We start from the raw sequence: 11,726 nt of genomic DNA on the forward strand, positions 1-11,726 counted from the left end.
CACGCGCGACTGGATGATGGCGGTACCGCGCAGGCAGGAGGCCCATGCCGGCATCAGCGTCAACGCGCTGGGCTTCGCCGGGCTGCTGCTGGCGCGGGACCCGGTGCAGCTGGAGCAGATCCGGCGCATCGGGCCCTTGCGACTGCTGTGCAGGGTTGCCGGACCTGCTTGAGCCGGACACTGTTCTCCAGGCGGGCAGGCCCTTGCGCGCCGATGCCGGCAAGGACAACCCGAGCGCAGGTGCTCCAGATCTGTGTCGCGTGAGGCAACCGATAAAAATCGAATAGAAATCAATAACAACGACTTTATCTGGGGCATGCGCTGGCCTATCATGTGCGCTGGTCGGTTCGGCCGTCTGCGGTAGCGTTGTGGGACGGCTGCGCCAGGGATCCCGCCGATCGGTGATGTCTCGGCTTTACGCCCGGAGAAACCCCAACCATGACGACCTCTCTCCCCACGCAGCCGCTCGTCGGCCTGATCATGGGCTCGGCCTCCGACTGGGACACGCTGCAGCATACGGCCGCGACGTTGGAGCAGCTCGGCATCCCGCACGAGCTGCGGGTGGTTTCGGCGCACCGCACCCCGGACCTGCTGTTCGAATACGCGGGCAGCGCCGAGGCGCGCGGGCTGGAAATCATCATCGCCGGCGCCGGCGGTGCCGCGCACCTGCCGGGCATGGCGGCCGCGAAAACCGTCCTGCCGGTGCTGGGCGTGCCGGTGCCGTCCAAGACCCTGGATGGTATGGATTCGCTGCTGTCCATTGCGCAGATGCCCGCAGGTGTGCCGGTGGGCACGCTGGCGATCGGCCGCGCCGGTGCCGTCAATGCGGCGCTGCTGGCCGCCGCCATGCTCGGTAACAAATATCCGCCGGTGCGCGCGGCCCTGCACGAATATCGCCGGCGCCAGACCCAGGCGGTACTGTCGCGACCCGATCCCCGCCAGGCGTCATGAGTCACCCGCTTGTCAATGGGCTGCCGCGGCCCGCGGCTGCCGGTGACGCGCCGCGCGTACCCCAGTTGCAGCACGCGCGCACGGTGGGTGTTCTCGGCGGCGGACAGCTGGCGCGCATGCTGGCGCTGGCCGGCGTACCGCTGGGTCTGCGCTTCGTGTTTCTGGATCCCGCGCCGGACGCGTGCGCGGCCGGCCTGGGCGAGCACCTCTGCGGTGCTTACGATGATCCTCAGGTACTGCTGCAGTTCGCGCGCAAGGTCGATCTGGTGACCTACGAGTTCGAAAACGTGCCGGTCGGCAGTGTTGCGCAGCTGGCCGAGCGGGTGCCGGTCTACCCGGGCGTCAGGGCACTGGCCGCTGCGCGCGACCGGCTGCACGAAAAAACCCTGTTCAACGAGCTGGACATCCCGACGCCGCAATTCGCGCAGGTGGACTCGCTGTCGGATCTGGAGCGGGCGGTTGCACGCCTGGGGCTGCCGGCGGTACTCAAGACGCGTAGTCTGGGCTACGACGGCAAGGGTCAGCGCGTACTGCGCGCGCCGCGCGATCTCGCTCCCGCCTGGGCGGCGCTCGGCGGCGTGGGCCTGATCCTCGAGGCCTTCGTGCCGTTCGACCGCGAGCTCTCGCTGCTGGGCGTGCGCGATCACGCCGGTGGGTTGGCCTTCTACCCGCTGGCGGAGAATCGCCATCGTGATGGGATTCTGCATCTGTCACGCTGTCGTCCGGGCGATGCGCTGGAGGCTCTCGCGCGCGCGTACGTGCGGCGCCTGCTCGAACATCTCGACTACGTCGGCGTGCTGGCGCTGGAACTGTTCCAGGTCGGCGGACGGCTGCTGGCCAACGAGATGGCGCCGCGCGTGCACAACAGCGGGCATTGGACCATCGAAGGCGCCCAGACCAGCCAGTTCGAGAACCACCTGCGCGCCGTCCTAGGCCTGCCGCTGGGGGATACCGCGGCGGTGGATCACAGCGCGATGGTCAACCTGGTCGGCCGCACACCGGAGCCCGCAGCGGTGCTGGCGCTGCCCGGTGCGCATCTGCATCTGTACGGCAAGTCGCCCCGGCCCGGGCGCAAACTGGGTCATGTGACCCTGCGCGCCACGCAGGCCGAGGATCTGGAGCCGACGCTGGATCGGCTGCTGCGTCTGGTCGAGGAGGTCGCCGCGTGACGATGAGCGTCGGCACGCCCTTGATGTGGACACTGTTCACGCTGTTTGTCCTGGTGGCGCTGGCGCTGGATTTCTTCGCCATGCAGCGGCAGGGTGCGCACAGGGTTTCGATGCGCGAAGCCGCTGTCTGGTCGCTGATCTGGGTGGCGGTGTCCTTCCTGTTCGTCGGCTGGCTGTGGTGGTATCTGGGCGGTCTGGGCGACGATCCGGCGGCACGCAGTCTGGCCAGTACCAAGGCGGTCGAGTTCATCACCGGCTACCTGATCGAGAAGGCGCTGGCGGTGGACAACGTTTTCGTGTTCCTGATGCTGTTCACCTATTTCGCGGTACCGCCGGAATACCAGAAGCGTGTGCTGATGCTGGGCGTGCTTGGCGCGCTGGTGTTACGTGCGGTGATGATCCTGATCGGGGCATGGCTGATCGCCCGTTTCCACTGGATCCTCTACCTGTTCGGCGTATTCCTGGTGTTCACCGGCATCAAGATGTGGTGGGCCGCCGGCAAGGAGCCGGACCTGGAAGCCAACCCGGCGCTGAAATGGCTGCGCAGCCGGGTGCGTATCGCACCGCATTACGACGGCGAGAAGTTCTTCACCAGGGTCGACGGTGTGCACATGGCCACGCCGCTGACGGTCGTGATCGTGCTGATCGGCGTGGTGGATCTGGTGTTTGCCGTGGATTCGATCCCCGCGATCTTCGCCATCACCACCGATCCCTTCATCGTGCTGACTTCCAATGTGTTCGCCATCCTGGGGCTGCGCGCAATGTATTTCCTGCTGGCGGGGGTGCACGAGCGCTTCCACCTGCTCAGTTACGGCTTGGCGCTGGTCCTGGTGTTCATCGGCTTCAAGATGCTGCTGGTGGACCTGTTCAAGATCCCGGTCCTCTGGTCGCTGTCGGTCACCGCCGGCATTCTGGGCGTGACCATTTTGCTGTCCCTGTACGTACCGGCCCGTGGCTACACCGGCAGTGCCTACCCATTCCCGCCCAGGCGACCACAGCCCCGGCCTCGGGCCGGGGACGACTGAGCCGGGGGAAACCCAGCCGCCAGCCGGGCCAGCCGGACCGGATTATTTCGTAACATATTGATGAAGAAAGATATTATGTAAATGCGACATGTCTTGCCGGCAGGGCGCTAAAATACCGCGCCGACGAATCTCGAGGGGGGTCGATGTCTGCCGATGCCGCACCGCAGCTGGAGCTGTGGCAGTTCCGCTATGCCATGTACCCGGAAAAGGCGCGCTGGGCACTGGACTACAAGCGCATCCCGCACGTCCGGCGCTCCGTCCTGCCGGGGCCGCACGTGGCCCAGCTGTTGCCGCGCTTCCGCTACAAGTCCACTCCGATCCTGGTGTCGGACGGACAGGTCGTGAAGGGCTCGGCGAACGTCATCGACTACCTCGAGCAGCAGTTCCCGGAACCCGCCCTGTACCCCACCGACCCGGCCCAGCGCACGCGTGCACTGGAGTTGCAGACCTGGTTCGATGACGCCGGCGGGCATGTGCGCCGCGCCTATTTCCGCGATTTCCTGCTGGCAGGCGGCTATGCCGCCGACATTCTCTCGACCGGCTATCCGGCACTGGTACGCCGGATATACCGCGCTGCGTTCCCCGCGACGCAGATGATCATGAAGCTGGACATGATGATCACCGACCGCGGCGCCGACGAGGGCCTGCGGCGCACCCAGGAGGCGCTGGACATCGTCGTCAAGAACCGCGGGCCGTCCGGCTACCTGGTGGGCGATCGCTTCAGCGTCGCGGACCTGACCGCCGCCACGGTGCTGGCCGCCGTGGCATTCCCGCCGGAATACCCGGTGAGTTTCCCGCAGCCGCTGCCGGCGGCGCTGGAGCGCTGGCTGGCGCGCTGGTCGGGGCATCCGGGCGTGGAGTGGGTGCGGGAGATGTATCGCCGGCACCGCGGCCATTCCGTCGCCGCCGAGGATCGCAACGGATGAGGTGCGCCGCAGCGCTGCTGGCGCTCGTGCTGCAGCTCGTAGGCAGCCAAGTGCTGGCCGCCCGGCCGGAGCTACGCGAGCTGCCGGGCGGCGCCCAGCTGATCTACCTGCCGCACGAGGATCCGGAACATCGTTACGCCCCCATCGTGCTACTGCCCTACACAGGCGGTTCGGCGCAGGACCTGTACCGCTGGAAATATCGGAATTTCTTCCGCCAGCAACACCGCTCCGACGTCGTTTTCATTCTGCCCCCGGGGGAGGGCGATTACGACGACTACGAAACCGGCGAGGACTGGGCCGATACCGTGATGGAGTGGGAAGAGGAAATCGGTGCCATTCTCGACGAGGCCGCAGGCGCACTGCCGCTGGATCGCAGCCGAGTGGTGCTGGCCGGCCACTCGATGGGCGGCGACATGGCTTGGGCGCTGATGCAACGCCAGCCCGAGCGCTACGCCGGTGCGGTGATCATGGGCAGCCGCTGCACCTGGCGCCAGAAGGGCAGCCCGCAGAAGCTGGCCGAACGTGCGGTGCGCGTGGCCTTTGCGGTTGGCGAGAAAGAACGCGAGGTGCGGCGCCGCGGCGCGCAACTGGCGCGCGGGTTGCTCGAGCAGTTCGGGGTGCCGGTGCGCTGGGACGAGCTGCCCGGCGGCCATGTGCCGGCGCCGGGGCGCCTGTTCTCCGAGCAGCTGGACTTCGTGCTCGGCCGCCTGCCGGTGGCCGCCGAGGTGCAGTAGATTTCGCGCGCGCCTTTCAGGCCGCGAGCCGTTCGTTCTCTTCTGCTTCGCCCGCCACCCAGTCCTGTTCGGCCGGATGCTCCTTGGCGCGCAGGCAGCGACCCATGCGGGTCTTGCCGTATTCGGCCGTGTAATGGCCGTCGTCCCAGGCCAGATGGCCGTTGATCAGTACCTGGGTCACGATGCCCTCGGGCCGGTTGACCATCTGGTGGTGCTCGAACAGCTCGCGCCACACATAGCGCACCGTGCTTTCCGGATCGCCCCAGTTGCGCAGCCCTTCGGGATCGATGACCGCGATATCGGCCTGCGCACCGATCTTGAGCACGCCGGCATTGATGCCGAAGAATTCGGCCGGTTCCTGCGTCAGCCGGTGCACCGCGTAGGCGACCCTGTCCAGGCCGTCTTCCTGCGCGAGCTTGAGCGTACGCAGGTTGCAGTCGTAAAACGCCATGTTGGTCAGGTGCGCGCCGCTGTCGTTGAAGCCCGGCAGGATCAGCGGGTTGAACAGCAGGCGCTTGACCGTGTCCGGGTCGCGGTTGGCGGTGGTGGTGTACCAGCGCAGGCCGGTGTCCCACTGGCGCAGCAGGTGCAGGAAGAACTCGGCGTCGTCCCCGATCGGGTTGGGGAACGTGGCGAAGAAGCGCGCCTCCTCCTCGTTCATGGCGCCCATCTTCCCGTCGAGCAGCTGCCAGAGGATCAGGCGTTCATAGGGGCGCTCCAGCTCCTTGCCGTTCCAGTGCTTGAGCGGGCAGTCCTCGACGAACATGTCGTCCAGCCGGCGGTTGAGCACGTTGTCCTCGAGCCGCAGCAGGCGCTTGAGGTTGGCCAGGCTGAATCCGCCCTTGCCCTTGAACCACATTTTCCTGAAGGCGCGGACGTAGTCGGGATCGTTGAGGATCCGCAGGCGTCCGGCGCGATCGTCCAGGTCCAGTTCGTTGAGCCGGCGCAGTTCCGGTACTTCCTCGGCCAGCGGCGTGATCACGCCGTCGCTCCACACCTTGAACGGCGCCGCCAGCGCCTGCAGGCGGAAGTGGCCCTGCAGCAGCCGGCCGTTGAGCAGCTTCGACAGCGTCAGCGCCATCTTCACGATGGACTTGTTGGTGTACAGGTCGAGCGCGGCCACGGCCGTGGTCTTGAGCGCGCGGCCGTACAACCGGCCGCTGGTCAGCAGGAAAGTCCTGAAGGTGCCGATGCGGCTGTCCTTGGGCGGCGTGGCCTGCCACACCCGGCCCCAGCGCCGCACGACGTCGGTCAGACGGCGCAGCTCGTGGAACGGCGCGAACTGGGTCGGGATCTGCTTGTGCGTGTTGGGCTTGTTGGCCAGGAAATGGAAAGGCAGGGCATCGGTCGAGAAGCCGACGTAGCCCTCCTGCATGCCCTTTTCGACCAGCGCCTCCATGCGCTCGAGTTCGGCCTGCGTAGGTTGGCGCGAGACCGAATCCTGCAGGCCCATGACCTCGATGCGCAGCATCGAGTGCGGGATCATCGCCACGACGTTCGGGCCCAGGTTGAGTCGCTCGAAGTGCTCGAGGTAGTCGCCGGAGTCGCTCCAGTCCACGGCATCGCCGACCTTGCGCAGCACGTGCTTGGGCACGTTCTCCACGCGCGCGAAGCAGTCCACGATCGGGTCGGTGCCGTTGCGACGCTGGTTGCCGAACGCAATGCCGAGTGAGCAGTTACTCATGACCACTGTCGTGGTGCCATGGCGCACGACCTCGGGCAGTTCCGGCGCGAGCTCCACTTCGAGGTCAAGGTGGGTGTGCACGTCCAGCATGCCGGGGATCACCCAGCGCCCGCTGCAGTCGATCACCTTGTCGGATTTGTCTGACAGCGCGGGTCCAATGGCGGCTATCCGCCCGTTGCGGACCAGGACATCGCAGACCCGGCCCGGCGCCCCGGTGCCATCGAAAACCAGCCCGTTTTTCAACAGGATGGAAGGCTGAAAGCCGCCGCTCATGTTGCAGTCCCCCGCATCGTTTATAGGCGCGATTAAACGCCGATACCGCAGGGGTGTCTATCGTAAAAATTCAGCAAATGCGACCATGATTTTACGGTCGCGGCCCGCAATTGCTGGTGGCGGCCCGACGCCAGGCTCGATGGTACAAGAATCCCAAAGGACGGCCGGGACCATGCGCTTTTTCATCGTCGACGACAGCAAAAGCGCCATTTCGCTGATCCGCGATCCGTTGCAGGAACTGGGCCACGCGGTCGATGCCGAGACCGACAGCACCCGCGCGCTGGAGCGCATCCGCGCCTTTAGACCGGACTGCGCCATCCTCGACATCATGATGCCGGGCCTGGACGGTCTGGCGCTGTGCAAGCAGATCCGCGACGACCCCGAACTGCGCAACCTGCGCATCGTCATGGTCACGGCCAAGGCTTACGAGCACGACCGCAAGCGCGCCCTGGAGCTGGGTGCGAACGGCGTGATCAACAAGCTGGTCGAAAAGGAGCACCTGATCGACCGCATCCTCGAGATCGCGGAGAGCCGTTTCGCGCTCAAGTTCTGGGGCGTGCGCGGTACCCTGCCGGTGCCCGGCCCGGGCAGCCTGCGCTACGGCGGCAACACCAACTGCGTGACGCTCGAACTGCCGAACCGGACGCTGTTCATCTTCGACGCCGGCACCGGCATCAAGGCGCTGTCGGACGCATTGCTGGCGGAGAGGCGCACGCCGGTGGTGGGGCGCATCTTCATCTCGCATCCGCACTGGGACCACATCAACGCGCTGCCGTTTTTCGTGCCGCTGTACCAGAAGGGCAACCGCTTCGAGATCCTCGGCTGTTCGCATGCCGGGCTCAGCATGGAGCGCATGCTGGCGGCGCAGATGGACGGGGTGTATTTCCCGGTGACGATGCAGGAGTTCGCGGCCGACGTGCGCTATCGCGACCTGGCCGAAGGCCGCCACGAGGTGGACGGCATCGCAGTGGACACGCTGCTGCTCAAGCACCCGGGACATTGCCTGGGTTACCGCATCGACTGTAATGGGCATGGCGTCTGCTACGTGTCGGACAACGAGCTGTATCCGCGTGACTCGGAGTTCTACGATGCGGAGTTCCACGGGCGGCTGGTGGCCTTCGTGCGCGGCGCGAAGTTCATGATCGCCGATGCCACTTACCGCGACGAAGAATACCCGCCCAAGATGCATTGGGGGCATTCGCCGGTGAGCGAGGTGGCGGCGCTGGCGCACGAGGCGGGCGTGGAAACCCTGTGCCTGTACCACCACGACCCCGACCAGCGCGACGAGCACATCGACGCCAAGCTCGCAGCCGCGCGCCGCAAGCTGCAGTCGCTCGGCTCGCGGACGCAGGTGATCGCCCCGGCCGAAGGTGACAGTTTCCGCTTCTGAACAGCTTGGGGAACCTCTGATCAATTTCTTCGTCATTCCGGCGCAAGCCGGAATCCAGTGACTTTCAAGGCTCTGGACCCCGGCCCCGGATCGAGTCCGGGGCAGGCTTTTCGCCGGGGTGAAGAATGAATCAGAGCTTCCTTAGTAGTTGACGGTTACCGTAATGCTGTCGGCATAGGTGCCGGCCGCCGCGTTCTGCTGCGCCGGGATGCGCCCGTAGACGGTGTGCAGGTTGGAGGTTGGCACCAGCAGCTGCACCAGGATGCTGCCGGTCACCCGCGAGCTGCCGCCGGTATTGTCGCCCCAGATCGTGGTGCGGGTGATGTCGGTGTACAGGTTGTAGTTGAGGGTGTTGCTGCCGCAGGCCATGCGCCGCGGCGTGTACGTGCCGGCGCCGCCGCGCGACAGCAGTATCTCGTAGCTGACCAGCACGTTCAGCAGGCCGCTGCAGGTGACGGTGACGGTGCCGGTGGCATCGGTATTGAGCGGCGACAACGGGTTGTAGCTGCCGAAGCTCACCGCCGTGGCGGACACGCTGCAGGCCGCGCCGGCCGCGGCCGGGGCACAGAGCAGCGCTGCGGCCAGGGCCCAGCCGGCGAGCGCGCGCGCGTTCAGGGCAGGGACTGGCATGCGACCTCCGTGGCCGGTGTCTGCGCGTCGATGGTTTGCGTGCGGCATTGTCCCTTGGACCATTGCGCCTGCAGCGCGAAGCGCTCAGCCGGCGTTTCAAGATACACCAGCCCGTCCACCCCGACCGGCAGATCGAGCGGCTGGCCATCGAGGCTGAGCTGCGCGCCGGCGGGGACGGCCTCGCCGGATTCCAGCACCAGTCTGAATTGCAGGATCGGCAGCGCCGGCCGTGCCAGGGTGACCCGCGCGCCGCCGGGCGGGACCTTGATGTCCTGCGTGGCTTCCGTCAGACCGCGATCCAGCGGCAGATCCTCGGTGTCGAGGCTGATGCGCGTGGTGTTGTAGGTGATGAGGTCCGGCACCAGCACGCGCCCGCTGTCGCCGGTGATGCCGACCAGCTGGTTGTCGCGGTAGATGCGCACGCCGGGGGCGCTGGCGTCCGCGAGGGCAAAGCTCTCGCGGATCGGGCGGGTCCAGTACAGGTCGCTGTCGATCCAGACCAGGCCGCTGCTCAGTTCGGCTTGGGTCGTGCGCAGCCCTTCGATCTCGGCGGTGGTCAGCCGGGCGCTGCCGCGCTGGCCGGTGTAGGCCGCGGAGGCGATGGAGGATTCGCGGTCGCCGCCGCTGCCGGACAGGAACGAATACCAGCCCAGCGGTCCGCCGGGGCTGTGCTGCCAGGTCAGGGTCAGGAACACATCGCCATTGCTCTCGCGCTGCAGTTGCAGCGCTAGCGTATGGCCGTTGGCGAGCGGCCGGCTGAGGCCGAGCAGGGCCGAGTCGCCGGCCTGCGGCGAATGCAGCCAGGACGCGCTGCCGTACCAGCCGAATAGCGTCTGTGAATAGGTCAGTGCGGTCAGCTCCAGGCTGTCGCGGTCGCGGCGGATTTCTTCGGCCCAGCCCAGCGTCAGGCTTGCACGCCGCGGCAGGGCCATACCCAGCTGGGCACGCAGGCTGCGCGCGACCGCGCCCGGGCTGCGTCCGAGTTCGACGTACTCAGGGTCGCTCCAGCTGCCCTGCAGGCCGAGGCTCAGCCCGCGTGCGATGCGCTCATAGCCCAGGCCGAACTGCGCGCCGCTGCCTGCATCGCCGTCCGATATCGCGAGCGCGGTGTTGAACTGGCCGATCCTGGGCCAGAGATAAACCGCCGTCCCGCCCAGCAGGCGCGCATCGGACTGCAGTTCCAGCCGTGCGCCAGCCGTGAGCCGGTCGCTGGCGCCATAGCGGTAGTTGCCCAGCAGGAAGCCGTCGCCGTAACGGTCGTCGTCCGAGCCGAAGTTCTCGCGCAGGCGGCCGATCTCGATCGCGTAGTCGGCGATGCCGTCCGCCAGCGTCTGCGTGCTGACATAGAACGGCTGCACGTACACGGTCTCGCGGCCCAGCGCGTCGCGCACCACCACCTGCAGGTCGCCACTGCCCGTCAGCACCGGCGGATTGGAAATCGCGAACGGGCCGGGGTCCACCTCGCGCCGGTCGCGCAGCTGGCCGTCCACATACAGCTCGACGCTGGAGGGCAGGGCGGCCTCGCCGCTGAGCCCCGGCAGGGCGAAGCGCGGCACCTCCGGCTGCAGGCTGAAATCCGTGCCCCAGCGCAGCCCGCCGTAACGCACCGCAGTGCCCAGCCCGTGGCTGCGGGTGATGCCGTCGCCGATGCGCAGCCGGTGCACACGCTCCGGATCGTCGAGGGTGAAGAAGCTGTCCAGGCGCCGGGTCTGGTCGCGATCGGCACTCCAGGCCGAGCGGAAAGAGCCAAAACCCTTAGCCAACCCCAGGTCGAGCAGGCCGGCGTACTGGCGGCGCGCGCCGCCGGTCTGCGCGCTGAAAAAATCCGCATTCAGGAAGGCACTGGGGCGTGCCGGCAGCATCGTGCCGGTGGTGGAACGGGCGAAGCTCAGCTGCTGGCTGTCGCGAGGGGGCGCAATCCACAGCGTCTGCAGGCAGGGGTCGTAGCGATAGGGCAGGCGGGTGCTGCGCAGGTCATGCCAGCGTGCGCCGGCGCGCTCGCGCGCCGGCCCGATCGGCGGCTCGCGGATCCAGCTCGAGAGATCCTGCTCGCGGGCCCAGACCGTGCCGTCCGGCTCTATCCACAACACGGCGCTGCCGGGCGCAGCCTCGACGCGGGGTGTGTCATGCACCTCCACGAGGGCGTAACCGGGCGTGGCCGGCTGTTCGCAGGCGGGCGGGAACCATTCCGGCGTGCTGACCGATTGCAGCGTGGCGGCCAGCCCGCCGGCGATCTCGAGACCCGAAACAATGAACGCGATGGGGTCCACGTCGGCGCCGGCCGCATCGTCAGCGTGTACCGAGATCGAGATTGACCTCGAGCGGACCCCGCCCGCTCTGTATCCTGAGACGCAACGCGCCGTCCTCAGGCGCACGCTGCGGTTTCAGCAGCCACTCATGCCGGCCGCCGGCCAGCAGGTAGATCAGTTCCTGCTGCTCGAGCAGGCTGCCGCGGCCGTCTTCCAGGCGCAGGCTCTGGACACGGACGTGACGGTTGCCACGGTTCTCCGCCGCCAGCCGCAACCGCCCGTCGGCCTCCCGGCTGATCCGCCAGTCGAGCCCATCCTGCGTGCTGGTGGGGGCGACGAACATCGGCACGCCGAGCTGGAGCAGGAACCGGACCTGGCTCTCGCCCGGCTTGTCTTCCGGCACTTCGGTCAGATAAACGCGATAACTGAGTTCGCTGGCGGGGCTGGCTGGCGGCTTGGTGAAACCCACGCGGACCAGCTGGCGACTGCGCGGCGCCACCCGGAACAGCACCGGCGTGGCGATGACATCCTGGGCAGGCTCGTAGACATGCCCACCGTCAGCCTGCTTCCACTGCTTGACCGTGGCTTGGAGCACCGTGGGCTTGTCACCGTCGTTGGTGATGGTCAGAGTGCCCGTGCGCTGGCCTGGACCAAGTTCGATGCGAATGGGATTGACCGATATCTCGCCGGCACCC

At 67.2% G+C, this 11,726-nt stretch carries 10 protein-coding genes; 6 read left to right on the forward strand and 4 right to left on the reverse strand.

Annotation, left to right across the window (positions count from 1 at the left end; translation table 11 throughout):
• Positions 1-438: 438 nt before the first annotated feature.
• From purE to VNJ47_06575, 5 genes are all read left to right on the forward strand, one after another.
• Positions 439-951, forward strand: a complete 513-nt coding sequence (gene purE, locus VNJ47_06555; protein HXG28489.1) for a 5-(carboxyamino)imidazole ribonucleotide mutase — start codon at positions 439-441, stop codon at positions 949-951.
• Positions 948-2,120 carry a 5-(carboxyamino)imidazole ribonucleotide synthase gene (locus VNJ47_06560; protein ID HXG28490.1) on the forward strand — a complete coding sequence of 391 codons (1,173 nt, stop codon included), beginning with the start codon at positions 948-950 and terminating at the stop codon, positions 2,118-2,120. The genes purE and VNJ47_06560 overlap by 4 nt, the downstream gene beginning before the upstream one ends.
• A 2-nt stretch (positions 2,121-2,122) precedes the next feature.
• A complete protein-coding gene (locus VNJ47_06565; GenBank protein HXG28491.1) occupies positions 2,123-3,145 on the forward strand; it encodes a TerC family protein in 1,023 nt (340 codons plus the stop codon).
• 143 nt (positions 3,146-3,288) lie between these two features.
• On the forward strand, positions 3,289-4,071 hold the full coding sequence (locus VNJ47_06570; protein ID HXG28492.1) for a glutathione S-transferase family protein: 783 nt from the start codon (positions 3,289-3,291) through the stop codon (positions 4,069-4,071).
• Positions 4,068-4,805 carry an alpha/beta hydrolase-fold protein gene (locus VNJ47_06575; protein ID HXG28493.1) on the forward strand — a complete coding sequence of 246 codons (738 nt, stop codon included), beginning with the start codon at positions 4,068-4,070 and terminating at the stop codon, positions 4,803-4,805. Before VNJ47_06570 ends, VNJ47_06575 begins: the two co-directional genes overlap by 4 nt.
• A 16-nt stretch (positions 4,806-4,821) precedes the next feature.
• Here the strand turns inward: VNJ47_06575 and VNJ47_06580 are convergent, their stop codons facing one another.
• Positions 4,822-6,762: an N-acyl-D-glutamate deacylase gene (locus VNJ47_06580; protein ID HXG28494.1), complete on the reverse strand. Its 1,941-nt coding sequence runs from the start codon at positions 6,760-6,762 to the stop codon at positions 4,822-4,824.
• A 172-nt stretch (positions 6,763-6,934) separates the two neighbouring features.
• Here VNJ47_06580 and VNJ47_06585 point away from each other — a divergent pair, with 172 nt between their 5' ends.
• A complete protein-coding gene (locus VNJ47_06585; GenBank protein HXG28495.1) occupies positions 6,935-8,152 on the forward strand; it encodes a response regulator in 1,218 nt (405 codons plus the stop codon).
• A gap of 141 nt (positions 8,153-8,293) precedes the next feature.
• Here VNJ47_06585 and VNJ47_06590 read toward each other — a convergent pair whose 3' ends face one another.
• The 3 genes from VNJ47_06590 to VNJ47_06600 form a co-directional block, all read right to left on the reverse strand.
• Complete coding sequence (locus tag VNJ47_06590) at positions 8,294-8,782, reverse strand: spore coat U domain-containing protein (protein HXG28496.1); 489 nt, start codon at positions 8,780-8,782, stop codon at positions 8,294-8,296.
• Positions 8,764-11,052 carry a fimbria/pilus outer membrane usher protein gene (locus VNJ47_06595; GenBank protein HXG28497.1) on the reverse strand — a complete coding sequence of 763 codons (2,289 nt, stop codon included), beginning with the start codon at positions 11,050-11,052 and terminating at the stop codon, positions 8,764-8,766. The genes VNJ47_06590 and VNJ47_06595 overlap by 19 nt, the downstream gene beginning before the upstream one ends.
• A gap of 19 nt (positions 11,053-11,071) precedes the next feature.
• On the reverse strand, positions 11,072-11,726 hold a 655-nt coding region (locus tag VNJ47_06600), incomplete at its 5' end, for a fimbria/pilus periplasmic chaperone (GenBank protein ID HXG28498.1).

This window comes from Nevskiales bacterium (genome assembly GCA_035574475.1).
Taxonomy (GTDB): Bacteria; Pseudomonadota; Gammaproteobacteria; order Nevskiales; family DATLYR01; genus DATLYR01.